A 26,015-nucleotide genomic window follows, 5' to 3' on the forward strand; every position below is an offset into this window, starting at 1 on the left:
CGGATACGGCGGAATTGCACTATGCCGTGGCCGCCGCAGGCGGGCTTGTAGAAAATTGCACGCGGCTTACACTGGGACGGTCCCGTACCGCCCCGCGCCGGGCTTGCCTTGAAGGAGCGCATCATGTGCCGCTGGCTGGCTTATACCGGTAGTCCCCTGCAAATGGAGAGCGTGCTGTTCAAGGCCAAGCACTCTCTGATCGACCAGAGCCTGCATGCGCGCATGAGCGTCACCACCACCAATGGCGACGGCTTCGGCCTGGGCTGGTACAGCCAGGCACGGGGCGGCCCGAGCCAGGACGGTCAACCCCGGGATGCCCTGGCCCGCCAAGAGCCGCCGTTCCGTTATCGCAGCGTGCATCCGGCCTGGAACGACCGCAACCTGCGCGAAGCCGCGCGCGCCATCCACGCGCCGCTGTTCGTGGCTCACATCCGCGCCGCCACCGACACGCCGGCCCAGGAAACCAATTGCCATCCGTTCCGCCACGGCAACTGGCTGTTCGTGCACAACGGCGTCATCCGCGACTATCCGCTGCTGCGGCGCGATCTGATGCTGATGATCGCGCCCAGCTATTTCGGTTCGCTGGAAGGGTCGACCGATTCCGAGGTGATGTTCCTGCTGGCGCTGACCTTCGGCCTGGAAGAAGACGCGCTGCCGGCGCTGGCGCGCATGGTCGGCGCGGTGGAGGAGACCGGCCGGCGCCATGGGGTGGCCCAACCCATCAACATGACGATCTGCGCGCTGGACGGCGAGCGCCTGATCGCGGTGCGCTATTCCAGTGAAGGCGAATCACGCACGCTGTTCCACAACACTTGCCTGCACCATCTGCGCCAGCTGTATCCCGACGATCCGCAGATCGCGGCGCTGGACGATGATGCCTTCCTGCTGCTGTCCGAACCGTTGACCGAGATGCCGGGGGCCTGGGAAGAGGTGCCCGAGGCCACCGCCATCATCGCCGCGCGCGGCCGGGTCGAGCACTACCCGTTCGTGCCGGTGGCGCCGGGCGCCTGAATGCCGTAACGCGGCGCAGGCGCGTTGTGCGACAGCAGCGGCCCCAAGGCCTGGCGCGCATCCTCCAGGCGCTGCCACAGGCCGGGATCGGCCAGGGCCGGAATCGTGACGAACTCGCCCTGGTCCAGGCCGGCCAGCGCCGCTTGCACCATGTCGTCGGCGCTCATCACGATGCCTGCCGGCAGTTCGCTGGCCGGTTTGCCCGCCAGGTCCCAGAACTCGGTGCCGGTGGCCCCGGGCAGCACGGCCTGGATGCGCAAGCCCTTGTCCGCCAGCTCGTGACGCAGCGATTGCGAATAGCCCAGCACATAGGCCTTGCTGGCACCGTAGACGCCATTGAGCATTTCGGGATGCAGCGCCACGATCGATGCGATGTTGATCAGCGTGCCGTGGCCGCGCGCAACGAAGCCGGGCACGACGGCCATGGTCAGGCGGGTCAGGGCGGTGACGTTCAGGTCGATCATGGCCTGCATCTGGGCGGGGTCGGATTGCAGCAACGGCGCGACGGACCCGATGCCCGCGTTGTTCACCAGCATGGTCAGCGTCGTGTCGTCACGCAGTTCCTGTTCGACGCGCGCTAGATCCGGGGCGTTGGACAGGTCGGCGACCCGCACGCGCACGTCACGGCCGGTGTCGGCGCGCAGGCGGCCGGCCAGGGCTTCCAGCCGGTCGGCATTGCGCGCCACCAGTGTCAGGTCATGGCCGCGCCGTGCCAGGTGATGCGCGTAGCGCGCACCGATGCCGGCCGAGGCGCCGGTGATCAGCGCGCGGCCAGGGGTAGTGTTGTCGAGGGTATTGCTCATTGCGGACTCCAAGGGGGAAGGCGGCCAGCGCCGCCGGTACGCTTGCAGAGTAGAATCGGAGTGGAATATCCTCAATGACATAGAAGCGTCTTTTTAGGACATTCGGCCGAGCCGGACGGTCCAGAGCTTGCGCAAGGCGCTATTTCGTATTGACGGGCTTAGCCATGAAAACAATCGCGATCGTGTTGCACCCCGGTTTCCAGGTCCTGAGCCTGGCGGCCGGCACCGTTTTCGAAACGGCCAACATGCACACCGGCACGGAGGAATACCGGGTGCTGCTGGTGTCCGAGCACGGCGGGCCGGTGCCCAGCTCGCAAGGCTTCGCGGTGGATTCCGTCAAGCTGGGACGGCTTGCGGTTGACACGCTGATCGTGGCGGGCGACAACACCGGCGAAGGCGGCTCTGATGGCCTGCTGCGCGCCTTGCGCGCCGCCAGCCGCCGCGTCCGGCGCTGCGCCGCGATGTGCACCGGCGCCTTCATCCTGGCACGGGCGGGCCTGCTGGAAGGCCGCCGCGTCACCACCCATTGGCACTTCGCGCGGCGCCTGCAGCGCGAGTATCCCGGGCTGCAGGTGGACGAAGACCGCATCTACGTGGCCGACGGCCCCATGTGGACTTCAGCGGGCATGAGCGCGGGCGTCGATCTGGCGCTGGCCATGGTGGAGGCGGACCTGGGGGCGGACGTGGCCCGCATGGTGGCGCGCAAACTGGTGCTGACGCAGCGCCGCGCGGGCGGCCAGTCGCAGTATTCGGCGCTGCTGGAACTGGATGCCAAGTCCGATCGGGTGCAGACGGCGCTGGCCTACGCCCGCGCCAACCTGAAGGCCGAACTGTCGGTCGAGGAACTGGCCCGCGCCGCCCACCTGAGCCCGCGCCAGTTCAGCCGCGTGTTCCGGCAGGAAACCGGCCAGTCGCCGGCCAAGGCTGTCGAACACCTGCGGCTGGAGGCCGCGCAGGGCATGATGCAATCGGGCCGCCATCCCGCCGAGGTCGTCGCGCGCGAAACCGGCTTCGGCGACCGCGATCGCATGCGCAAGGCCTTTCTGCGCGCATTCGGCCAATCGCCGCAGGCGATGCTGCGGGTGATGCGCGCCTGACCCGGTTATTGCCCAACCGCCCGCTAAAACGGGGTCATCAAGCACGCTTTGCCGATATGGGGGAGAATGCGTATCGCATGACTTTGCGACGTTCCTGGGCCGCGAAAGCACCCCGATTCCAATAAGGAAGTTGCATGACTGATGAAAGAACCCCGCAGGCCCCCGACGCATTGGCGGTGTTTGCCGACACGGGGAGCACCCCGGATTGCTTTGAGCTGCACGAGCGCGGCATCGTCCGCCAGCAAGACGGCGAGCGCCGCTACACCGCTTTTGCCGACATCTCCGACCTGTATCTGTCTGCCCCCGGCCCGCAAACCGGCCCCGACGGCATCGACCGCTTCGCCTACCGCAGCCGCGCCGAACCCGGCTGGACCCTGGTGCCGGGCAACATCGCCGAATTTCCCCGCTTCATGGACGCGTTCCGCTCGCGCCTGGTCGACCAGCGCCTGCCGGTGCTGGAAGCCAAGCTGGCCGACGGCGCGAAGGTGGCGTTCCGCACGCTGGATGGCGGCGATTTCCCCGACCTGACCACACGCGAACTGGCCCTGTCGGCCGAAGGCCTGCACATCGGTGCCAACACCTGGCCGTACGAATCGCTGCAACGCATCGACCTGAACGACTGGACCGAAACGGTCAGCCTGAGTACCGACGACGGCGCTACGGTGTTCTCGTGCCCCGCAGCGCGCATCCTCAGTTCGGACCTGTTCGTCAACCTGGTGTACGACCGCCTGGGTGAAACGGCGCAAGCAGCATCGGCCTGACGGCCTGGATGCCTCTGGCGTCACACACCAGGCGCATAGCGCAATCTCCGAAGCATCAAGGGCCGCGAAAGCGGCCCTTGTGTCATGGGGGCGCGGCGTTCGCCGCGCGGATCAATGGCCCGTATGCAGGGCCGGGTTGAGCGTGCCCCAGGCCGCCGTGCGCACCAGTGTTTCGACCGCGCCGGTCTGCGAGTTACGGCGGAATAGCAGCCCATGCTGGCCGGCCAATTCGACGGCCTTGACCACGGCCCCTTCGGGCGTGAGCACGCGCGTGCCGGCAGTGACATAGCAACCCGCCTCGACGACGCAGTCATCGCCCAACGAGATGCCGATGCCCGAGTTGGCGCCGAGCAGGCAGCGCTTGCCGATGGCGACGACCTGTTTGCCGCCACCAGACATGGTGCCCATGATGGACGCGCCGCCGCCCACGTCGGTGCCGTCATCGACGATGACCCCCGCGCTGATGCGGCCTTCGACCATGGAGGCCCCCAGGGTGCCGGCATTGAAGTTGCAGAAGCCTTCGTGCAGCACGGTGGTGCCCGCCGCCAGATGCGCACCCAACCGCACCCGCGCGGTATCGGCAATACGCACGCCGGCCGGCACGACGTAGTCGGTCATGCGCGGAATCTTGTCGACGCCCCGGATTTCCAGGACCTGGCCAGTCGCCCGCAATTGCCAACGCAAGGCCTCGACCTGATCGACAGCGCAAGGCCCGACCGAGGTCCAGGCCACATTGGCCAACACATTGAACAAGCCATCCAGGTTGGCGCCGTGCGGCCGGATGAGCCGATGGCTGAGCAGATGCAGGCGCAGATAGGCATCATGGGCATCAACCGGCGGGGCATCGAGCGAAGCGATGGCGGTGCGCACGGCAACGATATCGACTTTCCGACGCGTATCGCGGCCAAGAGACGTCGGCACATGTTCGCCAAGGGCGGCGCGCGCTTCTTCAGGCGTCAGGTGGCGAGTGCCGCCGGCGGGGGAGTTGTCGGCCAGGGAAGGGCGCGGATACCACGTATCAAGAACGGTGCCGTCGGCGGCAATGGTGGCTAGGCCGTAGGCGATGGCGCTGGTTTGAGTGGCTTGGGACATGGTGCTTGCTGAGTGTTGTTGTGGTTTTTTTTGGGGTTTCTCTTGGGGGAATATTCTAGGCCAGGTTTGTTGGGGGGCGTGCTGGTGTTTGCGTTTTGCGGCTCGAGTTGTTCTTCGTAGGTCGCCCGTCGTGCAGGGCTTCGTGGCAGCGGGCGCCCACGATTGCGGTCCGGCGCGCGGGCGCCGGACTACCCCGTTGTCATCCTCGTCCGCCTTCGGCTCCCTACGGATTCCCTCGGGCGCATCGAGGTTGCCCGCTGCCACGAAGCCCTGCACGACGGGCTACGCGTGTCTGGGTCCGTTGCGCTGCTAGACCTGTGGTCAGGGCATGAAATCTGCAGGGTCGCCAAGCCGTGGCCGCGCGGGCGGCCACGTTTGGCATTTGGGTTGCTGACTGTGGTGGGGGTGCGCTTCGCGCTGGTGGGGAGCGGTTTTCTAATGGTTGCTCTGTCAGGGGGGAGGGGCGGTGATGGGCGGCGCGGCAGGCACTGGCTTGCGCATGCAGACCGTCTCGCGCGCCGCCCATCGGGCGCTGGAGACTTTGTTGGAATCTACGGCATCCGCGCCGCTAGAAGGCCGGTGCCAATCGGATGCTGCTTTATTGGTGATCAAAACATGGCAGGCACTCAAAGCGACAGGCACTAAGAGCACGACAGATACTCATAGCACGACCCGCACTCAAAGCACGACAGGCATTCAAAGCACACACGCTCACCGCAGGCGCGAGAGCGGCATCCGTTTACGCAAGACACCGCGTAAGCCTCGTAAGGCCGCCCGCGCGGCCGGCACGAGGCGGGCACCGCACCCTCCTCCAACCCCCTTTGATGGTGACTAGCATGCCAAGCACACTGACCGCCCCAGAGGCCGTAAGTAATGCACATCAAGAGCGCGTGGCGGGGCAGGCGGGTGAGGGCGGGGCGTGTAGATGCGCCCGGCGGAATCCGAAGGAACCGCCGAAGGCGGTGACGAGGATGAGCACGGGGCAGTCCGGAGCGAAGGCTCCGGACCGCAATCGTAGCCCCGCCCTCACCCGCCTGCCCCGTCACGCGCGGCTCAAGAAGAAAAAACCGCGCATCAAACAATCATCAAGCTCTTAAGCCAGATCCTTCAACAACAACTCCCAAAACTTCAACCGCTGCTCCAACGTAGAAACCAGGATGTACTCATTCAACGTATGAGCACCATCCCCATCCGCACCTAAACCATCGAGCGTCGGCACCCCCATGGCGGAGGTGAAGTTGGCGTCGCTGCCGCCGCCCGTCATGGGCGCATCTTCCAGCAGGAAGCCCGCGCGTTCCGCGTAACCCTGCACCAGCGCCAGCAGCGCGGCTGCTTCGTCCGTCTTCACCATCGGCGGGCGGTTCAGTTCCACATCGATGTCCAGCTCCACGTCAGGGCCCACCGCGCACAGCTCGCGCATGCGGCGCAGCACGTCTTCTGCCGCGCCCATGTCCGGCACGCGGAAGTCCACCACGCAGCGGCACAGCGCCGGCACCGTGTTCGTTACCGTGCCGCCTGCGATCGTGCCCACGCTGACCGTGATGCCGCGTTCGTAGTCCGTCATCGCTTCCAGCGCCAGCACCTGGTGTGCCATCTCGCGGATCGCGCTGCGGCCCTTTTCGTGCTGCATGCCTGCGTGAGCAGGGCGGCCCTTGACGTTCAGGTTCAGCATGCCCGTGCCCTTGCGCGCCGTCACGCACTTGCCGCCGTTCGGGCGGGCCGGTTCGCACACCAGCGCGTACTTCGCGTTGGCCGCGAAACGTTCGATGTGCACGCGCGAGGCGTGGCTGCCGGTTTCTTCGTCGGGCACCACCAGGAAGTCCACCGGTAGTTGCGTTGCGCCGGGGCGGGCCACGCCCGCCAGGGCCGTCAGCGCCAGATAGATGCCGGCCTTCATGTCATAGCTGCCCGGGCCGTACAGGCGGTCGCCGTCGATGCGCACCGGGTTCTCCAGCAGCGTGCCGACCGGGTGCACCGTGTCCATGTGCGCCAGGATCAGGATGCCGGGGCGCGTGTCGCCGGGGGCGCGGTTGGTGGCGTACAGCAGCGGGCCGGTGGCGGGGCCCAGCGACGACAGTTCCACCGTCAGGCCGGCCGCGGCGGCGTAGTCGGCGATGATGCGGGCCATGGCGGCGATGCCGTCGGGGAAGTTCGAGGGCGATTCGCATTGCAGCCAGCTTTGGATGCCGGCGACGAGCTGTTCAGTGCGGGTAGAAGACATAGCGGTATCGGGGATGTCGGCTAGGAAAGGGGGGGCGTTCAGGCGACCTGCTGGCCGGCCAGGCGGGCCAGCTCGGCGGCGTCGGGCATGCGGCCGTCGAACCACAGGCTGGCGCATACCGCGGACATGGCGCGGCCGTCGTGGCCGATGCCGGGCACCACTTGCAGCGTCCAGTTGAACGGCACGCCGCGGCGTTCGGCTTCCTTGCGGCCAGCCTCGAAATAGTTGTGGGCGCGGGCGAAGCGGTGCGGGCCCTGGCGCATGGCGGCCGGTTCCGAAGGCAGGTTGGGGTCGTCGGTGGCGATGTCCTGGTCGCCCGCCATGATCATCATCGGGTAGCCCAGCAGCTTGACCAGGTGCTCTTCGTTCAAGCCCACGCCGTCCATGCCCTCGGGGAAGGGGTAGTCGAACGTCGGCAGGGTGTACCAGCCGGGGTTGCCCGCCGCCACGGCCTTGAAGGGCGCATGCGACTGGCTGCTCATCAGGCGGTGCACGAACTGGCCGCCGGCCGAGTGGCCGAACAGGTAGATGTTCTGGCCGTCGGTGATTTCGCCGTCGATCATGTCGCGGATGACGTTGCCCACCAGCGCGTAGGTCCAGCCGTCGATGTGGCGGGGGTTGCCGCCGGCCGAGAACACGCGGCCGTTGTTGTAGCTTTCGACGCCGGGCCAGATCTCGTTGGAGAAGGTCAGCGCCACGATCAGCAGCTTGTGCTTGTCGGCTGCCTCCACCCAGAAGTCGCGGTATTCGTCGCCGTTGCGCAGCACGCCGTGCTGCACGATCACCACCGGGCGGTCCGGCGTGTAGCCGTAGGGGCGGTAGGTCTGCAGCTTGAACGGACGGTCGGCATTGCGGTCTTCGTCGATGTAGGCGATGGTGTTGCGGCCCGCATGGCCCATTTCGATGGCGATGCGGTCCTTATTGGACATGTCAGAGGGTTTCATGGCGTTCAGGCGGTGGCTTCGTTCAGGTGGCAGGCCGACCAGTGGCCCGGCGATATTTCTTTCAGGGACGGCGCCTGCTCGCGGCAGCGCGGCATGGCGTGGGGACAGCGGGGGTTGAACGTGCAGCCCGGCGGCGGGTTCAGCGGCGACGGGATTTCTCCCTTGATCGGCGTGAACTTGCGGCCCCGGCGGCCCACGTCCGGCACCTCGGCCATCAATGCCTGAGTGTACGGGTGGTTGGCGCGCGCGAAAATCTCGGCCGACGTCGAGATCTCGACGATCTTGCCCAGGTACATGATCGCGACGCGGTCCGAGATGTGCTTGACCACGCCGAGGTCATGACTGATGAACAGGTACGTGAAGCCATGCTGCTCGCGCAGATCCATGAACAAGTTGATCACCTGCGCCTGGATCGACACGTCCAGCGCGGCCACCGGTTCGTCGCACACCAGGAACTTGGGCGCCACCATCAGCGCGCGGGCGATGCCGATGCGCTGGCGCTGGCCGCCCGAGATCTGGTGCGGGAAGCGGTCGCGGTATTCGGTGTCCAGACCCACTTCCTTCAGCGCCTGGTCGATGCGCGAGGGAATCTCGGCCGGCGGCGCCAACTTGTGCACCTTGAGCGATTCGCCCAGGATCTGGCGCAGGCGCTGGCGCGGATTGAGCGAGGCCTGCGGGTCCTGGAAGATCATCTGCACGCCCAGCGTGTAGGCGAGCTTGTCGGCGCCGCGCAGGCGGCGGGCGTCCTGGCCCTGGTAGAGCAGGTCGCCTTCGGTCTGGCGGTGCAGGCCGGCCACGACGCGGCCCAGGGTGGACTTGCCGCAGCCGGATTCTCCGACCAGGCCGACGACTTCGCCGCGGCCAATGCGCAGGTCCACGCCGTTGACGGCATAGACGGTGCGGCGGTCGATGGGGCGGCCGGTCAGGGCCAGGATGCGCTGGGCCAGGTCGGGCCGCTGCTCGAAGCGCTTATGGACGTTCTTGAGCTCGATGACGGGGGTATCGGCTTGGCTCATGCTTGCTCGGCCTCGCGGGCGATCGGGACGTAACAGCGATAGCTGCGCGGACCTTCATTGGTGACGGTGGGGGCTTGTTCGGTGCAGCGCGTGACCGCATGGGCGCAGCGCGGCCGGAAGGCACAGCCCGACGGGCGGCCGGCCAGGCTGGGCGCCATGCCGTTGATCTGGTGCAGGCGCGCGCCCGGCTGGGTGGCGCCGGGCATCGAGTCGAGCAAGCCCTTGGTGTAGGGGTGGCGCGGCGCGTCCAGCACCTGTTCGACCGGGCCGCTTTCGACGATGCGGCCGGCATACATGACCGCGACGCGGTCGGCCAGTTCGGCCACCACGCCCAGGTCGTGGGTGATCCAGATCAGCGCCGTGTTGTGCTCGCGGCAGATCTCCTGCATGCGGTACAGGATCTGGCCCTGGATGGTGACGTCCAGCGCCGTGGTGGGCTCGTCGCAGATGATCAGGTCGGGCTTGTTGAGCATGGCGATCGCGATCGCCACGCGCTGGCGCATGCCGCCGGAGAACTCGTGCGGGTAGCTCTTTAAGCGCTTTTCCGGCGACGGAATGCCGACCATCTCCAGCGCCTCGCGGCAGCGTTCCAGGGCCTGCGCGCGCGGCACGTTTTCGTGCGTCAGGATGGCTTCCATCATCTGTTCGCCGATGCGCAGCACCGGGTTGAGCGTCATCAGGGGATCCTGGAAGATCATGGCGATGCGGTTGCCGCGCAACTGGCGCATCTGCTCTTCCGAGAGCTTGCGCAGGTCGTTGCCCTTGAACTTGACCTCGCCGTCGACCACTTCGCCCGGGGGGTCGATCAGGCCCAGCAGCGAGAAGCCGGTGACCGACTTGCCCGAACCCGATTCGCCGACCAGGCCCACGATTTCGCCGCGGCGCACCGTCAAATCAACGCCATCAACCGCCAGCCAGGCGCCAGCCTCGGTATGGAATGCGGTGCGCAGGCCGCGCACCTCTAGAAGGATTTCACTCATTTCAGTAATCCAGTGCGCAGCGTAGTCGCAACGCATGCGATGCACATTGCTCCATCGGGATGCCGCGGAGCCGGCTTTGCCGGGCCGCTGGCATGCCCCCTTGAGGGGGAAGCGCGCAGCGCTTCGGGGGTGGGCGTCATCTCTTCGGGTCCAGGCTCTCGCGCAGGCGGTCGCCTACGATATTGATGGAAAGAATCAGCAGCAACAGCGCGATGCCCGGGAACAGGCTGATCCAGTAGTCGCCCGACAGCAGGTACTGGAAGCCGTTGGAGATCAACAGGCCCAGCGACGGTTCGGTAATCGGCACGCCGACCCCTAGGAACGACAGCGTCGCCTCCAGGGCGATGGCGGTGGCGATCTGGATGGTGGCGAACACCATCACGGGGCCCAGGCAGTTGGGCAACAGGTGGAACACCATGATGCGCCAGGCCGGAAAGCCCAGGTTGGCGGCGGCCTCGACGTATTCCTTGCGGCGCTCCTGCAGCGCGCGGCTGCGCATGATGCGGGCGTAATGACCCCATTGCACCAGCACCAGCGCCAGGATCACCTTGTCCACCCCGCGTCCCAGCACCACCAGCAGCACCAGCGCCACCAGAATGGTCGGAAAGCCCAGGATGAAGTCGACGATGCGCATCAGCACGGTGTCGACCAGGCCGCCGATGTAGGCGGCCACCAGGCCGACGGCGCCGCCCACGGCGGTGGCCAGTACCACGGCGGACAGGCCCACCATCAGGCTGATGCGCAGGCCATACAGGATGGCGCTGAGCATGTCGCGGCCCTGGTCGTCGGTGCCGAGCCAGGCGATGCTGCCGTCCATCAGCGCCTGGCGCGGCGCCAGGCGGCCGTCCATCAGCGACAGGTTGGCCAGGTCATAGGGATTCTGCGGCGCGAAGTACGGTGCGAACACCACCAGCACGATCAGGATGGCCAGGGCGATGACGGAGCCGCGCACGGTGGGGCGGGCCCGCAGTTTCTTCAGGATCGAGGCGCGCTTGGGCGTATCGGCCAGGGGCTGGACGGTACGGGTGCGGCCGGTATTGGGAGGATTAGCCATGGCGTTTATTGAGCGGGGGTCACGAGCTGCACGCGGGGGTCGAGCGCGGCGTACAGGATGTCCACAACCAGGTTGATGACCACGAAGATCAGGGTGACCAGCATCACGTAGGCGACCACCACGGGGCGGTCCAGCTGGTAGACGCTGTCGATGAGCAGCTTGCCCATGCCGGGCCACGCGAACACGGTTTCGGTGATGGTGGAATAGGCGATCAGGCTGCCGAATTCCATGCCGATCACGGTGACGACCGGGATCAGGATGTTGCGCAGGATGTGGCGGCGCACGATGCGGCCGGGCTTGACGCCCTTGGCGCGGGCGAACTTCACGTAGTCCTGGCTGCGCGCTTCGACCACGCCCGAGGCGGTCAGGCGCAGCACCAGGGCGATGTTGGCCAGCGCCAGGTTGATCGCCGGCAGGATCAGGTGCGACCAGCCGTCAGCCGTCAGGATCGACAGGCGCACGCCCAGCACGGTCACGGTTTCGCCGCGGCCGGTGGCCGGCAGCCAGCCCAGCCAGACGGCGAACAGCAGGATCAGCATCATGCCCTGCCAGAAGTTGGGCAGCGAAAAGCCCAGCACGGACGAGCTCATGATGCCACGGCCCAGCGGTTCGTCCCGGTACAGGCCGGCGACCAGGCCCAGCGGGATGCCGACCACACAGGTCAGGCCGATGGCCAGGATGACCAGCTCGAAGGTGGCCGGGATGCGCTGCACGATCAGTTCGATGGCGGGGATGCCGTGCACGAACGACGTGCCCAGGTCGCCGTGCAGCGCGCGCCACAGGAACCCGGCGTATTGCTGCCACACGGGCAGGTCCAGGCCGAGGCGGGCAATCATTGCTTCGCGGGCGGCCTGGCTGGCTTCGGGGCTGACCAGCAGCTCGATCGGGTCGCCCACGGCATAGACCGCGAAGAAGACCACGACCGAAACGGCCAGCAGCACGAACAGACTCTGTATCAGTCTGCGTAGGATGAAAAGGGCCACGTGATGATTTCCTTGGTGGGCTTGGGGTTGGGGCGCCGGAAGGGCGGTCCTATTGGGCGGGCTTGGCCGACATGGCCAGGGTGTACTGGTCGGCGCGGCCTTCGTAGGTCAGGCCCTTCTTGAACGCCCAGATGCTGCTTTCGAAATGCAAGGGAATGCTGGGCAGGTCGGCCAGGGCCAGGGTCAGGGATTCCTGCAGCAGCTTTTCGCGGGCCGCCGGATCGACGGTGATCAGGGCGCGCTTGAAGACGCGGTCGAATTCGGGGTTGTCGTAGCCGCCATAGTTGCTGGTGCCCAGGCCGCGCTCTTTGTCGAAGGCGCTGACCCAGTACTGCAGGAACGACGAGGCCTCGCCGGTCTCCGACGACCAGCCGCCCATGGCGAAGCTGAACTCGCGCTTGGCGCGCTTTGGGAAGTAGACCGAGCGCGTCATGGCGTCGACCGTGGTCTTGATGCCCACGCGCGACAGGTACTGCGCCACGGCCTGCGAGATCTGGGCGTCGTTGATGTAGCGGTCGTTGGTGGACGAGATGGTCAGCTCGAAGCCGTCCGGGTAGCCGGCCTCGGCCAGCAGTTTCTTGGCGGCGGCGGGGTCGTACTTCAGCTCGGGCGCCGGCTGCAGCGTGCCGGACATGCCGTCCGGCAGGAACTGGTTGGCGGGCACGGCCGCGCCGTCCATGATGCGCTGCGTGATGGCCTTGCGGTCGATCGCCAGCGAGATCGCGCGGCGCACGCGCACGTCCTGCAGCGGGTTCTTGCCGTCGGCGGCGCGCACCATGGGGCTGGGGCTGCGCGCCACGTCGAACTGGAAGTACACCACCCGCACCGACGGCGTGATGACGTAGCCGAAGCCCGGTGTTTCTGAAATGCGCTTGACGTCGCGTGCGGCGGGGTTCTCGATCAGGTCGAAGTCGCCGGCCAGCAGGCCCGTCAGGCGCGGGCCGGCGGCGGGCACCGGCACCAGCTTCACGTTCGGCCAGGCGGGCTTGTCACCCCAGTAGGCCTCGTTGCGCGTCAGCTCGATGGCGCTGCCCTTGACGTACGACTTCAGGACATAGGGGCCGGTGCCGATGGCGGACTTGCCGGTATTGAAGTCGGCCACCGTGGGCCACGGGCCGGTCACGCCGCATTGGTTCTTCGGGTCGAAGCTGATCGGTCCGTGCTGGACGATGCCGCTCCAGATCATGGCGTTGCGGGTCAGGTCGTTGGGCAGCAGCGGGTAGGGCTGGTGGGTCTTGATGACCAGCACGTTGCCGTCGCGCACGTCGATGGAGGCCAGCTTCTGCACCACGCTGGCGTACGAGCCGCCGATGGACTGCTCGTTGTGCAGCGCGCGGCACAGCGTGAAGATCACGTCCTGAGCGGTGAAGGGCTCGCCATTGGAGAACTTCACGCCGTTGCGCAGCGTGAATTCCCAAGTGGTGTCGTCCACCGGCTTCCAGGCGGTGGCCAGCCGCGGAATCAGGTTCATCTTGGCGTCCTGGCCCACCAGCGTCTCGAAGATGTGCGAGGTCATCGAGTCGTTCGGCGTGGCCTGGTGGTAGTGCGGGTCCATCGCGGTGGGCTCGGACGACAGTCCGATGCGCAGCGTCTGGGGGGCTGCCTGGGCCAGGGCCGCGGGCGCGGCGGCGGCCAGGGCGGCCGTCAGCGTACAGGCGGACAAGACACTGCGGATGAAAACGTTTGCGGACATTGCTGCTTCCCTTGGATTGCTTTTGTGTAAGGCGGCGCGCCATCGAGGGCGCGCCGCTCGGACGATCAGAGGATGGGCTGGGCCAGCCGGACGACGGTGACGCCGGCCCGCAGGTTGGCGGTGGACGGCATGATCAGCACGCAATCGTCGTAGGGCGTGGTCACGGCCTCGCCTTCGGACCAGCCGATGACGGTACCGGCGCGCGCCAGCGTTTCGAGGCCCTTCCAGGGCTCGGCGAAACGGAAGTCGGCGCTTTTCGCGGCCACCGCATGGGTCACGCGCAGGGCGCGCTGGGCGCTGGCCTGGGGGGCGATCCAGTCTTGCGGCAGGTCGGTTTCGTCCACCGTGCCGGCGGCCAGCAGGAACCGCGCCATCTGGTCGATCGCCACGCCGCGCGCTTCGGGGGCGCCATGGAAGCCGCATTCGATCAGCAGCGAACGGGTGCCGTTGTCGCCGGCTTCGCCGAAGCGGCCGTAGTCGCGCATGCGCACGCCGGCGGCGTGGCCGGCATCGGCGATGATAGTGGCGGGGTTGCCCAGCGCCAGGGCCAGGTCGATGTTGCGCTGTTCCATGCCAGTCAGTTGCAGCGGCACGTCGGAATTGCTCATCGAGTGGAAATCCAGCAGCCAATCGGCCTGGGCCACCCAGGGGCGGATCTCGGCGGCGCGGCGGCGTTCCTGGCTCAGGGGCAGGGCCAGCTTGTCGTCGCTCCAGACGCGGTTCATGTCTTCGTCGACAAAGCGCGCCGGCGCGTAGTGGGCGGGATCGAAGCGGTCGAAGGCGGCCAGGTTGCAGAACGCCAGCGTCAGCGAACCGCGCCGGGGGCGCAGGCCCGCGGCCAGGGCTTCTTTCAGGGCCCAGGCGCCGCACAGCTCGTTGCCGTGGATCAGGGCGCTGAGCATGACGCGCTTACCCGGCACACCGGAGTCGAAATGCCAGACGCCCGGCGTGTCCGTATTGCCCAGGCGTTCGGCCGACAGATCCGGACAGGCAAGCAGAAAGGGGCGCGGCTGGGGCGCGGATGAAGACGATGACATGGGAACTCCGATCAAGCGAAGGGGATTGTATAGGGGATGCGTGCGCAGGGCGCTCAGGAACGGGTCAGGTGGCCAGGCGCCGCCGCTGGGCGGCAATGGCCGCGCCTTGTTCGCCCAGGTCCCAGAGCAGGCCCGCCATGATGGCCGCGGCCTCGCGCGCCACGGACGCCAGCAGGTGTTCGTCCGGGCCGTGCTGGCAACAGGCGGGGTAGGAATGGGGCACCCACACGGTGGGCAGGCCCAGCACCTCGGAAAACGCGTCATTGGGCACCGTGCCGCCCAGGTTGGGCAGCAGCGCCGGCGTCTTGCCGGTAGTGGCGGTCAGCGAGGCCACCGCCCAACGGGCCCAGGGATCGTCCGGGTCCAGCCGGGTGGCGGGCGTGCCGCGGCGCATGCGGATGGCCACTTGCGACAGGCCGCGCGCGTCCAGGTGGCGGCGCAGGATGGCTTCGGTCTGGCGCCAGTCGGTGCCGACCACGAAGCGCAGATTGCAGGTGGCGCTGGCGCGCGGCGGAATCGCGCCCACCGGGTTGTCGGGATTGCCGGTCTTGTAGGCCAGCACTTCCAGCGTGTTCCAGCCGAACAGGCGCTCGGCCAGCGACAGGCCGGGCTCGCCCCAATCGGGGTCGATGTCCGGGGCATCTTCGTCCTGCCCCACCTGGATGTCGGCCAGCGCCTGGCGCACCGCGGCCGGGATGGCCGGGGGACGCAGGCCGTCGACCAGCAGGCGGCCGCGTGCATCCACCAGGCTGGCTAGCGCGTGGGCCAGGATGATGCCGGGGTTGGGCAGCACGCCGCCCCAGTTGCCGGAATGGTGGGCGTGGCCGCGCAGGTCCACCACCAGGTCGAACAGCAGCGTGCCGCGCGATCCCAGGAACAACGTCGGCAGGTCGGCGGCCAGCCGCGGGCCGTCGGAGGCGATGAACACGTCGGCCGCCAGCAGCTCGCGCCACTGGTCACAGGCCTGATGCAGGCCGGGCGAGCCGACTTCCTCGCCGCATTCCACCAGCATGCGCAGATTGAAACCCAGGCGTCCGTCGCGTTCGGCCAGCACCTGTTCCAGCGCCGCCATGTTGATGCAGTACTGGCCCTTGTTGTCGGCCGTGCCGCGGCCGTACCAGCGGTCGCCTTCGGCCGTCAGCCGCCAGGGGGCCAGGCCGTCGCGCCACTGCTCGTCGTAGCCGCGCACCACGTCGCCATGGGCGTACATCAGCGCGGTGGGCAGCGCGGGGTCTTCCAGGCGCTCGGCCAACAGGAACGGCGGGCCGCCGTCCACGGGGTTGTCCTTGATCTGCCAGGAAAAGCCCAGACCCTGCAGGCGGGGACCGACCGCCAACCGCAGGTAGTCATACAGCGTCTCGCGCTGGTCCGGGTTCTGGCTTTCGGTGCGATAGGCGACCAGCTCGGCCAGATCGCGCTGCAAGGCGCCGCTTTCGGCGTAGGCGGCCGCGCGGCCGACAGCGGCGGCGCGGCTGGCGTTCGGAACTGCTGTTGACACGGACTTCCCCTTTTTGGGGCGGACGCGTCGTGCGCGCCTGCCTGGATCGTTGCGCAAATTCTAGGATCAGGGAAGCTTTCTCTACAATTAGAATATTTATTGATAGCTTTGCATAAAAGGCAAAGCTTCATCCCGGCTCCGAGTCATCAGCGAGGGTTGACCATGCACGGCATCGCCCTGAGGTACTTTGTCGAGGTTGCCCAGGCGGGCAGCCTGAGCGGCGCGTCCGAGCGCCTGCATGTGGCCGTGTCCGCCATCAGCCGGCAGATATCCAAGCTGGAAGAAGAGGCGGGCGCGCCGTTGTTCGAGCGCGCCGCGCGCGGCATGGTCCTGAGCGAAGCGGGCCAGTTGCTGCTGGCGCATGCCCGCCGCACCCTGCTGGAGTCCGAATCGGTGCTGCAGGAGATCGCGGGGCTCAAGGGCATGGCGCGCAACGAGATCCGGATGGCCGCGGTCGAAGGCGTGGCCCGTGTCTTCCTGCCTTTGGCCATGGTGCGCTTTCGCCGCGATTGGCCTGGCGTGCGCTTCGATCTGCACGTGGGCCCGTCGCACGACGTCGCCCGGCGGGTGGCCGAGGGCAGTGTCGAGCTGGGCATGACCTTCAACGTGGAGCGGGTCAGCGGCGTCAGCGTGCGCTATTCCCGCCGCGCCCCGGTGCACGCGGTGATGGCCGCCGGCCACCCGCTGGCCAGGCGCCGAAATGTCAGCCTGCAGGACCTGGGCCAATATCCACTGGCGTTGACTGGACTGGGCACCTCGTCCCGGCACCTGTTCGAGATGGGGTGCCTGCTGGAATCGGTGCAGCTCGAACCCACGCTGACCTGCAACGATTCGTCGCCGTTGCACGGCTTCGTGCTGGAGTCCGACGCCGTCATGCTCAGCGGCTACATTTCGGTCGCCTGGAGCCTGAAGCGCGAAGAATTGGTAGCGGTGCCGATCTCGAACGCGGAGTTGCAGTCGCGGACGCTGCAGATCTACGTCATGGAGGGGCGGGTGCTGCCACCCAAGGCCGAGGCGTTCATTGCGCTGCTGTCGCGCGAGCTGGACCTGGTGCTGGACCAGGGGCCCGAGGTCTGACGGCTGCCGGCCACCATGAAAAACGGCTGCCCCGCGGGGCAGCCGTTTGCGTTGCGCGAGGCCGGATTACTTGGCGTCGGGCTTGGCCGAGGTGGCCAGCGTGAACTGGTCGCGGCGGCCTTCGTAAGTGATGCCCTTGCGGAAGGCCCAGATGCTGCTTTCGAAGTGCAACGGGATCAGCGGCACGTTGTCCAGGGCGATCTGGGTGGCGTCCTGCAGCAGTTTTTCGCGCTTGGGGGCGTCGACCGTCACGATGGCCTGCTTGTAGACCTTGTCGAAATCCGCGTTGGAAAAGCCGCCATAGTTGCTGGTGCCCAGGCTGTTGGGCGAGTCGAGCGAGGCGACCCACAGCTGGAACAGCGCCGAGGCTTCACCCGTTTCCGCCGGCCAGCCGCCCATCGAGAAGCTGAACTCGCGCTTGGCGCGCTTGGGGAAGTAGATTGAAGCGGTCATGGCGTCGACGTTGGTCTTGATGCCGACACGGGCCAGGTACTGGGCCACGGCCTGGGCGACCTGGCCGTCGTTGACGTAGCGGTCGTTGGTGGACGACAGCGTCAACTCAAAGCCGTTGGGGTAGCCGGCTTCGGCCAGCAGCTTCTTGGCGCCTTCGGGGTCGTACTTGATTTCCGGGGCCTTGGGCAACGCGCCGAACATGCCGTCGGGCATGTACTGGTAGGCCGGGGTGGCCATGCCGTCCATGATGCGGGCCGTGATGGTCTTGCGGTCGATGGCCATCGAAATGGCTTTTCGCACGCGCAGGTCCTGCAGCGGGTTCTTGCCGTCGGCGGCCTTCACGAACGGGCTCGGGTTGCGGCCGATGTCAGGCTGGAAGAACACCAGGCGGGTCGACGGCGTGGCCACGAAACCGAACTTGGGGTTGTCCTTCAGGCGTTGCAGGTCGCGCGCGGCCGGGTTTTCGATCATGTCGAAGTCACCCGACAGCAGACCGGTCAGGCGCGGACCCGCGGCCGGCACCGGCACGAACTTCACTTCCTTCCAGTAGGGCTTCGGGCCCCAGTAGTTTTCGTTGCGCACCAGCTCGATGCCGGTGCCCTTGACGTAGGACTTCAGGGTGTACGGGCCGGTGCCGATGGCATCCTTGCCGTTGTTGAAGTCGGCCACGGTCGGCCATGCGCCGGTCACGCCGCAACCCTTCTTCGGGTCGAACGTCAGCTTGCCATGCTCGACGATGCCGTTCCAGATGATTGGCAGCGAGCGCGCCATTTCGGCGGGCATCAGCGGGAAGGGGGCGCCCGTCTTGATGATGACGGTATGCGCGTCCGGCGTCTGCACGTCGGTGATCAGCTTGGTCGTGTCCATGTAGGACTGCGACACGTTGGTCTCGTTGTTCAGCGTGCGGCAGATGGTGAACAGCACGTCTTCGGACGTGAACGGCTTGCCGTTGGAGAACTTGACGTCGTCGCGCAGCTTGAATTCCCAGGTCAGGTCATCCAGGTTCTTCCACGAGGTGGCCAGCGCGGGCACCAGCTTCATGTCGGCGCTGCGGCCCACCAGGGAGCTGTAGACGTGCGCAGAGAAAGCGTCGTTCTGCGTCATCTTGTGGTAGTGGGGATCGGCCGAGGTGGGTTCGGCCGACAGGCCGACCTTCAGCGTCTGGGCCTGGGCTGCGGCCAAGGGAATGGCGGCGGCCACAAGGGCCAGGGTGGTGCGCAACTTCATGGTGACAACTCCGGATGGGGAACGAACCGGATCGTGCTGGGCGGGGGGAACAGCGAGGGGGCCAACCGGGAAACAGAAACGTCGGCCGGGGGGGGCTTGCGGTGTTTTTTGGCGCCAGCACGACGGCAAGGGGCCGATTATCGGTAGGGGCTTCGCGCGCTGTCAATGCGCGCCGAGCCGACGCTAGGGTAAACGCCGAGAGGGGAATGGCGGCCGTTGCGGCTTCCCAAATGCCAATCGCCCCAGTGCCGGGCAGTCCCGCTTCGGGACGGCTACGCACTGGGGCGACAGGGATTCTTGCTACGGCATTGCGTGGCGGAGGGCGTCGCGGGGGCCCCGCAAGGGGGGGCCGGCGCGGCGCGATGGCGCCCGGTGAGGGAAGGGCTTTATGCCCCGGGCGCCGGTCCAGTGCAACAGGCGCCGCAGAGGCGGCGGGGGTTGCGCTGGCAGCGTGCCAGGTTGAGTCGCGGGAGATCGGTCGCGATTCAGCCCAGCGCGGCTGTTCTTACCACTGCGAGCCGGAGAAGCGCGAGCTGGCGGCGCGGGCCTTGTTCATCGATTCGTTGACTTCGTCGATGAAGGCGAACACGCCAGCGACGGCGGCGGCGATCGCCTGGCCAGCCTTCTTCAGGTTGGTCAGCGGGTGGGAATTCGGTTGGTTCTCGAGGGCGCCGCGGAGCAGATCGCGCTCCAGCGCGTCGGTCAGGCGGGCAGTGTGGTTCAGGGTCAGTTCGCTCATGGTTTGCTCCAGTCCGTTTCGTCTTGGTGTAAACCATTATAGGGATAACCCTAAATCGAAAGCAATGTGTTTTTAGGGGAAAACCCTAGTGTGTTGTAAAAATGTTTTTTGCCACAGGGACTTAGCCCCGTGGCGAGGGTGTCAGCCGCCGTTGCGCAGGCGCCGCGCGGCATCCGCCAGCTCGCCCGCCGTCAGCCCGATCGGGCCGATGCCTCGTGCCACCAGGGCGTCCGCCGCCGCACCGTGCAGCCAGACGGCACCGGCCACGGCCTGATCCAGGGGCAGGTGCTGGGCGATCAGTGAAGCCAGCACGCCGGCCAAGACGTCCCCGGTTCCGGCGGTGGCCAGCCCGGGGTTGCCGCTGGTGTTGCGGCGCCAGGCGCCGTCCGGCGCGCAAACCACGGTGCCGGCGCCCTTCAGGACGGCCCAGGCGCCATAGCGTTGCGCCAACGCCTGGGCGGCGGCCGGCCGATCGGCCTGGATGCGGGCGGTGTCCGTGCCCAGCAGGCGGGCCGCTTCGGCCGGGTGCGGGGTCAGCACCACGGGGCCAGCGCCCCAGTTGGGTTGCACGGCGCCCTGGGCCAGCAGGTTCAGGCCGTCGGCGTCCAGTACCAGCGGGGCGCCCCGGCGCAGCACGAACAATTCGGACAAGGCATTGGCCGCCTCGGTGCCCGTGCCGATGCCGCAGCCGGCGACCCAGGCAGTGACGCCCCAGTCGCCTTCCAGCAGCGAGCGCGCGTCGCGCAGCATCAGTTCGGGTTGCAGGGGATCGCAGGCCAGCGGCGCGGCGTCCTGGGCAAAACCCACCAGGACCTTGCCGGCGCCGGTCTTCAGGGCGGCCCGGGCGGCCAGCAGCGCCGCGCCTTCCATGCCGCGTCCGCCGCCCACCACGCCGACGGTGCCGAAACTGCCCTTGTGCGTGTCCTGGCCGCGCGGGGCGAACAGGGCGGGCAGGTCATCGCGGCGGATGTCGCCGCCGGAGGGGGGCAGGGGGGTGTTCATTGGCTGAGGCTCCTGGTTGCAGCGGGCGCGGCGGGGCGTGTCCTATCCACTATAGTGCCCAAAAATGCGCGGCCCTTCGCCCGCGCTCCCGGAGAAGACAATGACCGATATCACGCTGGAACACTATTCCGCCTACGAGTCCCTGAAGCTGCGCCGGCACCCCAACGGCGTGCTGGAACTGATCATGGGCGCCAAGGACGGCAAGCCGGGCAAGCTGTCCACGGCCGACGACCGGATGCACCGCGAGCTGGCCGACATCTGGCGCGATATCGATACCGACCCCGACACCCGGGTGGTGGTGATCCGCGGCGAGGGCAAGGGCTTTTCCGGCGGCGGCGATCTGGACCTGGTGCAGCAGATGGCCGACGATTTCGACGTGCGCACCCGCGTCTGGCGGGAGGCTCGCGACCTGGTCTACAACATCATCAATTGCAGCAAGCCGATCGTGTCGGCCATGCACGGCGCCGCGGTCGGCGCGGGCCTGGTGGCCGGGCTGCTGGCCGACATCTCCATCGCCGCGCGCGACGCCCGCATCATCGACGGCCACACCCGCCTGGGCGTGACGGCCGGCGACCACGCCGCCATTGTCTGGCCGCTCTTGTGCGGCATGGCGCGCGCCAAGTACTACCTGATGCTGTGCGAGACCGTGACGGGGGAAGAGGCCGAGCGCATCGGCCTGGTGTCGCTGTGCGTGGACGAATCCGAGCTGATCGGCCGCGCCTTCGAGGTGGCCAACCGCCTGGCGGCCGGCTCGCAGACCGCCATCCGCTGGACCAAGTATTCGCTGAACAACTGGCTGCGCATGGCCGGCCCGACCTTCGATACGTCGCTGGCACTGGAATTCATGGGCTTTGGCGGCCCCGATGTGCGCGAAGGCGTGCAGTCGCTGCGCGAACGGCGGGCGCCGAACTTCCGGCCCGACTCGCCGTTCTGAGGGGGCCGGGCGCGGCGCCGTGCGCAGCCGTCCCGGCGAAATCCGGAAACGCGCGGGGCGGCAGCCCCGCCCGCGGCGCGATTCCTTACTTCTTGAAGAACGCCGCGAACGCGGCCTGCGCCTCTTCCGTCTGGAGCCGGGCGCGGAATTGCTGCGCTTCGTAGTCCAGCGTTTCCTGGATGGCCTGGCGGTCCGGGCGCTTGAGCATGGACTTGGTCAGGCGCAGCGCCGCGGGCGGCTGCCTTGCCAGGCTGGCCGCGGCGGCCTGCGCGGCCGCCAGCGCCTGCCCCTTGGCCGTGACCGCGGTGCCCAGGCCGGCATCGCAGGCCTCCCGGGCCGAGAAGGCCTTGCCCTGCAGCAGCCATTCGGCGGCGCGACGGGCGCCGGCCAGGCGCGGCATCAAGAGGCTGGAGGCGCCCTCGGGGCACAGGCCCAGTGCCACGAACGGCATGCGCAGCGTGGCGCCTTCGCCGATGTAGACGAAGTCGCAATGCTGCAGCAGCGTCACGCCGATGCCGATGGCGTAGCCCTCGACGGCGGCGATGATGGGCACGTCGGCCTGGGTCAGCGCGCGCAGGAAGGTCAGGCCGGCGCTGTCGCCGGCGCCGCGTTCGGCCTGGAAGTCGCGCAGGTCGTTGCCGGCAGTGAAGTGTTCACCGGCGCCCGCCAGGATCACGGCGGACACGCTGGTGTCGGCCGCGGCCTGCGAGATCTGCGCGGTCAGCGCGGCATAGGTGGCCGTGTCCAGCGCGTTGCGGCGGTCCTGGCGGTCGATCACCAGCGTCAGCACCGCGCCGTCGCGCGATACCTTCAGGCCGGCGCTCATGCGTAGGTCCTTGCGGCCAGCTTGTCTTTTGCCTGCGCGTACTCGCGGCGCAGGGTGTCGACGATCTGCCGCGTGGGTTGCACGCTGGCGATGCCGCCCACGCCCTGGCCCGCGCCCCAGATGTCCTTCCAGGGCTTGACTCGGCCGGAGCCGAAATTCGACGCGCCGCTGTCCGGCTGGGGCAGGTTGGCGGGGTCCAGGCCGGCAGCCGTGATGCTGGCCTTCAGGTAGTTGCCGGGAATGCCGGTGAAGAACGGGGTATAGAGAATGTCGGACGCGCTGGCGTCGACGATGGCCGATTTGTAGCCGTCGCTGGCATTGGCTTCGGCGCTGGCGATGAAGCGCGTGCCCATGTAGGCGAAGTCGCAGCCCATGGCGAGCGCGGCCAGCACGTGTTCGCCGGACGTGATGGCGCCCGACAGGATCAGCGGGCCGTCGTAGAAGCGGCGCACTTCGGACACCAGCGCGAACGGGCTGAGCGTGCCGGCATGGCCGCCTGCGCCCGCGCACACCAGGATCAGGCCGTCCACCCCCGCTTCCAGCGCCTTTTCGGCGTGGCGGATGGTGGTGACGTCGTGGAACACCTTGCCGCCCCAGTCGTGCACGCCTTTGACCAGGTCGCCGGGCGCGCGCAGGCTGGTGATGATCAGCGGCACGCGGTGGCTGGCGCACACCGCCAGGTCCTGCTCGAGCCGGTCGTTGGACTGGTGGATGATCTGGTTGACGGCAAAGGGGGCGACCGTGGCGCCCGGGTTGGCTTCGCGGTACGAGGCCAGGCCGGCCTGGATCTCGTCCAGCCAGTCGGTCAGGAGGCTCTGCGGCCGCGCGTTCAGCGCCGGAAACGAACCCACGATGCCGCTCGTGCATTGCGCGACGACCAGTTTCGGGTTGGACACGATGAACATGGGAGCGCTGATGACCGGCAGGGACATCTGGCCATACAAATCAGTCACTAGAGAGTGGGGCATAGCGTCGTCGCGTGAGGTTTCGGGTGGACCGCGCAAGTCTTGCTTGAGCGGCGGGAACGGATGTGCCTATAATTACCTACCGACCGTCCGGTAATTAATTAATCTTTATTTAACGGCAAGCGCCGAACCGCTGTCAATGGAAGGGGCCTGGCTTCTGGTCCGCTATTGGCCAAGCCGGCGCCGCCTCACCTGGCCCCTCCATGCCGACATCCGCTGCTCCCGCTTCCAAACGCGCCCGCGCCGGCCGCCCGCCCACCATGGCGGCGCCGCGCGAACGCATCCTGGCCGAAGCCGCCAAGCTGTTCGCGCGCAGCGGCTACGACGGCAGTTCCGTGTCGGACCTGGCCGCCGCGATCGGCGTGTCCAAGGCGGCCATCTATCACTACTTCACGACCAAGCAGGACATCTACGACGCGATCATCCTGGCGGTGCTGAACGGCCTGACCCTGAGCGTGGGCCAGGAAGTGGCGCGCGCCGAGGGCGCGGCCGACCGGCTGCGCGCGTTCATGGTGGGCCACGCGCGTTATTTCGAGCAGCACCACGCGGAGTTCGTGACGATGCTGATCGGCTATTCGGGCATGGCGCTGCCGGAACGCGAAGACGCCGCCCGCCTGCGCGACGGCTACGAGAAGCGCTTGCGCGAGTTGATCGCGCAGGGCGTGGCCGACGGCACATTCCGCGCGCTGGACGTGCCCGCCACCGGTCGCGCGGTGCTGTCGATGCTGAACTGGATGGTGCGCTGGTACAAGCCCGGCCAGGGCGACAGCGCCGAGACAATCGCCGCCGGCTATTTCGATTTACTGGTTGGCGGCATGCGCGCCTGAGCGCCGCCGCCCCGCACTTTTGAGAGACCCTGATCATGGCCCTGGATACCGAAACCCTGACCCTGTTGCTGGACGCGGTGCGCCGTTTCACGCACGAACGTCTGATTCCCGCCGAAGACGAGCTGGCCGCGAGCGGCCAGGTGCCGCCGGATATCGTGGCCGAGATGCGCGAGCTGGGCCTGTTCGGCCTGTCGATCTCGCCCGATTACGGCGGCCTGGGGCTGACGATGGAAGAAGAGGTGCGGGTGGTGTTCGAGCTGGGCCAGACGTCGCCGGCGTTCCGCTCGCTGGCAGGCACTAATATCGGCATCGGTTCGCAGTCGATTGTGCTGGCAGGCACGGACGAGCAGCGCGCGCGCTATCTGCCGCGCCTGGCCAGCGGCGAGCTGATCGGCTCGTTCGCGCTGACGGAGCCGGACGCCGGCTCGGACGCGATGGCGCTGCGCCTGTCGGCCGAACGCGACGGCGACCACTATGTGCTGAACGGCACGAAACGCTACATCACGAACGCGCCGATTGCGGGCCTGTTCTCGGTGATGGCGCGCACGGCGCCGGAACGCCGCGCGGCGTCGATTTCGTGCTTCCTGGTGGAAGCTGGCACGCCCGGCCTGATCATCGGCAAGCCGGACAAGAAGATGGGCCAGGCGGGCGCGCTGACCAGCGACGTGGTGTTCGACAACTGCCGGGTACCGGCGTCGGCGCTGCTGGGCGGCGAGGAAGGCAACGGCTTCAAGACGTCGATGCGGGTGCTCGACAAAGGCCGCCTGCACATCTCGGCGCTTTGCGTGGGCATCGCAGACCGTCTGCTGCGCGACGCGGTGCAATACGCGATGGACCGCAAGCAGTTCGGGCAGCCGATTTCTGAATTCCAATTGATCCAGGCAATGATTGCCGATAGCCAGGCAGAGCTGTACGCGGCGCGTTGCATGGTGCTGGATGCGGCGAAGATGCGGGACCGAGGCGAGAACACGACGATGCAGGCGGCCTGCTGCAAGTTGTATGCGACGGAGATGGTGGGGCGAGTGGCGGATCGGGCGGTGCAGATTCACGGGGGGGCGGGGTATATGTCGGAGTATGCGGTGGAGCGGTTTTATCGGGATGTGCGGTTGTTCCGAATTTTTGAAGGGACTTCGCAGATTCAGCAACTGGTGATTGCTCGGGAAGTGATCAAGGCGCAGGGGTAGTTTTTTTCTGGTGCTTTGGGCTTTTTGCGTCGAGCTGATCTTCGTAGGTCGCCCGTCGTGCAGGGCTTCGTGCGTCTTGGGTCGTTGCGCAGCTAGACCTGTGGTCAGGGAATGGAATCTACAGGGTCGCCAAGCCGCGGCCGCGCGGGCGGCCACGTTTGGCATTTGCGTTGTTGATTTTGGTGCGGGTGCGCTTCGCGCTGGTGGGGAGCGGTTTTCTAGTGGGTCCGCAGTCAGGGGGAGGGGCGGTGATGGGCGGCGCGGCAGGTACCGACTTGCTCATGCTGACCGTCTCGCGCGCCGCCCATCAGGCGCTGCGCATTGACGTCGAACGCCACCGTATCCGCGCCGGTAGCAGGCCGGCGTCGATTGGCTGGATTTTCACCGGGGTGCCGCTGCGGCAAGCTGCTGATGTACCGCCGTCGGCGGTCTTCTGGTAGGTTGCCGCTACACACTAGAAAACAGCAGCATCACCGACACGCGAGAGCGGCATCGGCGCCCGCAAGACGCCGCGTAAGCCTCGTAAGGCCGCCCGCGCGGCCGGCACGAGGCGGGCACCGTCCCACCCTGGGCGGAGCGGCTAAACACACA

24 protein-coding genes are annotated in these 26,015 nt (G+C 67.5%); 8 read left to right on the forward strand and 16 right to left on the reverse strand.

The features are described 5' to 3' along the window. The first annotated feature begins 123 nt into the window (after positions 1-123). Positions 124-1,011: a class II glutamine amidotransferase gene (locus A9974_RS29175; RefSeq protein WP_183005280.1), complete on the forward strand. Its 888-nt coding sequence runs from the start codon at positions 124-126 to the stop codon at positions 1,009-1,011. On the opposite strand, the gene A9974_RS29180 is transcribed toward A9974_RS29175, so the two are convergent. Then, positions 978-1,814, reverse strand: coding sequence for an SDR family oxidoreductase (locus tag A9974_RS29180; RefSeq protein ID WP_183005281.1), 837 nt, complete (start codon positions 1,812-1,814; stop codon positions 978-980). The two genes, A9974_RS29175 and A9974_RS29180, sit on opposite strands and share 34 nt — an antisense overlap. A gap of 164 nt (positions 1,815-1,978) precedes the next feature. On the opposite strand from A9974_RS29180, the gene A9974_RS29185 reads away from it, so the two are divergent. Both A9974_RS29185 and A9974_RS29190 read left to right on the forward strand, forming a co-directional pair. Further along, positions 1,979-2,911 carry a GlxA family transcriptional regulator gene (locus A9974_RS29185; RefSeq protein WP_183005282.1) on the forward strand — a complete coding sequence of 311 codons (933 nt, stop codon included), beginning with the start codon at positions 1,979-1,981 and terminating at the stop codon, positions 2,909-2,911. 134 nt (positions 2,912-3,045) lie between these two features. Continuing rightward, on the forward strand, positions 3,046-3,672 hold the full coding sequence (locus A9974_RS29190) for a hypothetical protein (protein ID WP_183005283.1): 627 nt from the start codon (positions 3,046-3,048) through the stop codon (positions 3,670-3,672). Positions 3,673-3,783: 111 nt separating this feature from the next. Here the strand turns inward: A9974_RS29190 and dapD are convergent, their stop codons facing one another. From dapD to A9974_RS29240, 10 genes are all read right to left on the reverse strand, one after another. Further along, entirely contained in the window at positions 3,784-4,764 is a 981-nt protein-coding gene (gene dapD, locus A9974_RS29195) for a 2,3,4,5-tetrahydropyridine-2,6-dicarboxylate N-succinyltransferase (protein ID WP_183005284.1), read from the reverse strand. A 1,093-nt stretch (positions 4,765-5,857) separates the two neighbouring features. Next, on the reverse strand, positions 5,858-6,985 hold the full coding sequence (locus A9974_RS29200; protein WP_183007634.1) for a M20 family metallopeptidase: 1,128 nt from the start codon (positions 6,983-6,985) through the stop codon (positions 5,858-5,860). Positions 6,986-7,023: 38 nt separating this feature from the next. Further along, positions 7,024-7,929 carry an alpha/beta hydrolase gene (locus A9974_RS29205; RefSeq protein ID WP_183007635.1) on the reverse strand — a complete coding sequence of 302 codons (906 nt, stop codon included), beginning with the start codon at positions 7,927-7,929 and terminating at the stop codon, positions 7,024-7,026. A 5-nt stretch (positions 7,930-7,934) separates the two neighbouring features. After that, positions 7,935-8,945: an ABC transporter ATP-binding protein gene (locus A9974_RS29210; RefSeq protein ID WP_183007636.1), complete on the reverse strand. Its 1,011-nt coding sequence runs from the start codon at positions 8,943-8,945 to the stop codon at positions 7,935-7,937. Next, positions 8,942-9,925 carry an ABC transporter ATP-binding protein gene (locus A9974_RS29215; RefSeq protein ID WP_183007637.1) on the reverse strand — a complete coding sequence of 328 codons (984 nt, stop codon included), beginning with the start codon at positions 9,923-9,925 and terminating at the stop codon, positions 8,942-8,944. The genes A9974_RS29210 and A9974_RS29215 overlap by 4 nt, the downstream gene beginning before the upstream one ends. A 136-nt stretch (positions 9,926-10,061) precedes the next feature. Next, on the reverse strand, positions 10,062-10,979 hold the full coding sequence (locus tag A9974_RS29220; protein WP_183007638.1) for an ABC transporter permease: 918 nt from the start codon (positions 10,977-10,979) through the stop codon (positions 10,062-10,064). Positions 10,980-10,984: 5 nt separating this feature from the next. Then, positions 10,985-11,962, reverse strand: a complete 978-nt coding sequence (locus tag A9974_RS29225) for an ABC transporter permease (protein WP_183007639.1) — start codon at positions 11,960-11,962, stop codon at positions 10,985-10,987. A 49-nt stretch (positions 11,963-12,011) separates the two neighbouring features. Beyond that, the gene (locus tag A9974_RS29230; protein ID WP_183007640.1) at positions 12,012-13,655 is read right to left on the reverse strand and encodes an ABC transporter substrate-binding protein; all 1,644 of its coding nucleotides are present in this window, start codon (positions 13,653-13,655) and stop codon (positions 12,012-12,014) included. Positions 13,656-13,720: 65 nt separating this feature from the next. Continuing rightward, on the reverse strand, positions 13,721-14,692 hold the full coding sequence (locus A9974_RS29235; protein WP_183007641.1) for a succinylglutamate desuccinylase/aspartoacylase family protein: 972 nt from the start codon (positions 14,690-14,692) through the stop codon (positions 13,721-13,723). A 64-nt stretch (positions 14,693-14,756) separates the two neighbouring features. Then, a complete protein-coding gene (locus tag A9974_RS29240) occupies positions 14,757-16,190 on the reverse strand; it encodes a M20 family metallopeptidase (RefSeq protein ID WP_183007642.1) in 1,434 nt (477 codons plus the stop codon). A 162-nt stretch (positions 16,191-16,352) separates the two neighbouring features. Between A9974_RS29240 and A9974_RS29245 the strand changes: the two genes are divergently transcribed. After that, positions 16,353-17,267 (forward strand): LysR family transcriptional regulator, encoded by a 915-nt coding sequence (locus tag A9974_RS29245; RefSeq protein ID WP_183007643.1) that lies wholly within the window; start codon positions 16,353-16,355, stop codon positions 17,265-17,267. A gap of 66 nt (positions 17,268-17,333) precedes the next feature. On the opposite strand, the gene A9974_RS29250 is transcribed toward A9974_RS29245, so the two are convergent. The 3 genes from A9974_RS29250 to A9974_RS29260 all read right to left on the reverse strand — a co-directional run bounded on the left by A9974_RS29250 (position 17,334) and on the right by A9974_RS29260 (position 20,688). After that, positions 17,334-18,947: an ABC transporter substrate-binding protein gene (locus A9974_RS29250; RefSeq protein WP_183007644.1), complete on the reverse strand. Its 1,614-nt coding sequence runs from the start codon at positions 18,945-18,947 to the stop codon at positions 17,334-17,336. Between the two features lie 505 nt (positions 18,948-19,452). Continuing rightward, positions 19,453-19,686, reverse strand: a complete 234-nt coding sequence (locus A9974_RS29255; RefSeq protein ID WP_006392557.1) for a hypothetical protein — start codon at positions 19,684-19,686, stop codon at positions 19,453-19,455. Positions 19,687-19,827: 141 nt separating this feature from the next. Further along, positions 19,828-20,688, reverse strand: coding sequence for an NAD(P)H-hydrate dehydratase (locus A9974_RS29260; protein WP_183007645.1), 861 nt, complete (start codon positions 20,686-20,688; stop codon positions 19,828-19,830). A 100-nt stretch (positions 20,689-20,788) separates the two neighbouring features. Between A9974_RS29260 and A9974_RS29265 the strand changes: the two genes are divergently transcribed. Beyond that, on the forward strand, positions 20,789-21,622 hold the full coding sequence (locus A9974_RS29265) for an enoyl-CoA hydratase/isomerase family protein (protein ID WP_183007646.1): 834 nt from the start codon (positions 20,789-20,791) through the stop codon (positions 21,620-21,622). An 85-nt stretch (positions 21,623-21,707) separates the two neighbouring features. Here A9974_RS29265 and A9974_RS29270 read toward each other — a convergent pair whose 3' ends face one another. Both A9974_RS29270 and A9974_RS29275 read right to left on the reverse strand, forming a co-directional pair. After that, entirely contained in the window at positions 21,708-22,448 is a 741-nt protein-coding gene (locus A9974_RS29270; protein WP_183007647.1) for an enoyl-CoA hydratase-related protein, read from the reverse strand. Continuing rightward, the gene (locus A9974_RS29275) at positions 22,445-23,416 is read right to left on the reverse strand and encodes a nitronate monooxygenase family protein (protein ID WP_183007648.1); all 972 of its coding nucleotides are present in this window, start codon (positions 23,414-23,416) and stop codon (positions 22,445-22,447) included. The genes A9974_RS29270 and A9974_RS29275 overlap by 4 nt, the downstream gene beginning before the upstream one ends. Before the next feature lie 200 nt (positions 23,417-23,616). Here A9974_RS29275 and A9974_RS29280 point away from each other — a divergent pair, with 200 nt between their 5' ends. From A9974_RS29280 to A9974_RS29290, 3 genes are all read left to right on the forward strand, one after another. Then, positions 23,617-24,240, forward strand: coding sequence for a TetR/AcrR family transcriptional regulator (locus A9974_RS29280; RefSeq protein ID WP_183007649.1), 624 nt, complete (start codon positions 23,617-23,619; stop codon positions 24,238-24,240). A 35-nt stretch (positions 24,241-24,275) separates the two neighbouring features. Next, positions 24,276-25,424 (forward strand): acyl-CoA dehydrogenase family protein, encoded by a 1,149-nt coding sequence (locus A9974_RS29285; RefSeq protein WP_183007650.1) that lies wholly within the window; start codon positions 24,276-24,278, stop codon positions 25,422-25,424. 158 nt (positions 25,425-25,582) lie between these two features. Beyond that, positions 25,583-25,864 (forward strand): hypothetical protein, encoded by a 282-nt coding sequence (locus A9974_RS29290; RefSeq protein WP_183007651.1) that lies wholly within the window; start codon positions 25,583-25,585, stop codon positions 25,862-25,864. Positions 25,865-26,015: the final 151 nt, after the last annotated feature.

Origin of the sequence: Achromobacter sp. UMC71, assembly GCF_014170305.1 — a bacterium.
Lineage (GTDB): Bacteria > Pseudomonadota > Gammaproteobacteria > Burkholderiales > Burkholderiaceae_B > Achromobacter.

Bases quoted from the DNA above. Each gene is read 5' to 3' on its own strand.
- A9974_RS29265 (WP_183007646.1), top strand. From the start codon at position 20,789: ATGACCGATATCACGCTGGAACACTATTCCGCCTACGAGTCCCTGAAG.
- A9974_RS29215 (WP_183007637.1), bottom strand. From the start codon at position 9,925: ATGAGTGAAATCCTTCTAGAGGTGCGCGGCCTGCGCACCGCATTCCAT.
- A9974_RS29280 (WP_183007649.1), top strand. From the start codon at position 23,617: ATGCCGACATCCGCTGCTCCCGCTTCCAAACGCGCCCGCGCCGGCCGC.
- A9974_RS29210 (WP_183007636.1), bottom strand. From the start codon at position 8,945: ATGAGCCAAGCCGATACCCCCGTCATCGAGCTCAAGAACGTCCATAAG.
- A9974_RS29185 (WP_183005282.1), top strand. From the start codon at position 1,979: ATGAAAACAATCGCGATCGTGTTGCACCCCGGTTTCCAGGTCCTGAGC.
- A9974_RS29190 (WP_183005283.1), top strand. From the start codon at position 3,046: ATGACTGATGAAAGAACCCCGCAGGCCCCCGACGCATTGGCGGTGTTT.
- A9974_RS29250 (WP_183007644.1), bottom strand. From the start codon at position 18,947: ATGAAGTTGCGCACCACCCTGGCCCTTGTGGCCGCCGCCATTCCCTTG.
- A9974_RS29275 (WP_183007648.1), bottom strand. From the start codon at position 23,416: ATGCCCCACTCTCTAGTGACTGATTTGTATGGCCAGATGTCCCTGCCG.
- A9974_RS29175 (WP_183005280.1), top strand. From the start codon at position 124: ATGTGCCGCTGGCTGGCTTATACCGGTAGTCCCCTGCAAATGGAGAGC.
- dapD (WP_183005284.1), bottom strand. From the start codon at position 4,764: ATGTCCCAAGCCACTCAAACCAGCGCCATCGCCTACGGCCTAGCCACC.
- A9974_RS29260 (WP_183007645.1), bottom strand. From the start codon at position 20,688: ATGAACACCCCCCTGCCCCCCTCCGGCGGCGACATCCGCCGCGATGAC.
- A9974_RS29285 (WP_183007650.1), top strand. From the start codon at position 24,276: ATGGCCCTGGATACCGAAACCCTGACCCTGTTGCTGGACGCGGTGCGC.
- A9974_RS29245 (WP_183007643.1), top strand. From the start codon at position 16,353: ATGCACGGCATCGCCCTGAGGTACTTTGTCGAGGTTGCCCAGGCGGGC.
- A9974_RS29205 (WP_183007635.1), bottom strand. From the start codon at position 7,929: ATGAAACCCTCTGACATGTCCAATAAGGACCGCATCGCCATCGAAATG.
- A9974_RS29180 (WP_183005281.1), bottom strand. From the start codon at position 1,814: ATGAGCAATACCCTCGACAACACTACCCCTGGCCGCGCGCTGATCACC.
- A9974_RS29230 (WP_183007640.1), bottom strand. From the start codon at position 13,655: ATGTCCGCAAACGTTTTCATCCGCAGTGTCTTGTCCGCCTGTACGCTG.
- A9974_RS29270 (WP_183007647.1), bottom strand. From the start codon at position 22,448: ATGAGCGCCGGCCTGAAGGTATCGCGCGACGGCGCGGTGCTGACGCTG.
- A9974_RS29220 (WP_183007638.1), bottom strand. From the start codon at position 10,979: ATGGCTAATCCTCCCAATACCGGCCGCACCCGTACCGTCCAGCCCCTG.
- A9974_RS29235 (WP_183007641.1), bottom strand. From the start codon at position 14,692: ATGTCATCGTCTTCATCCGCGCCCCAGCCGCGCCCCTTTCTGCTTGCC.
- A9974_RS29255 (WP_006392557.1), bottom strand. From the start codon at position 19,686: ATGAGCGAACTGACCCTGAACCACACTGCCCGCCTGACCGACGCGCTG.
- A9974_RS29200 (WP_183007634.1), bottom strand. From the start codon at position 6,985: ATGTCTTCTACCCGCACTGAACAGCTCGTCGCCGGCATCCAAAGCTGG.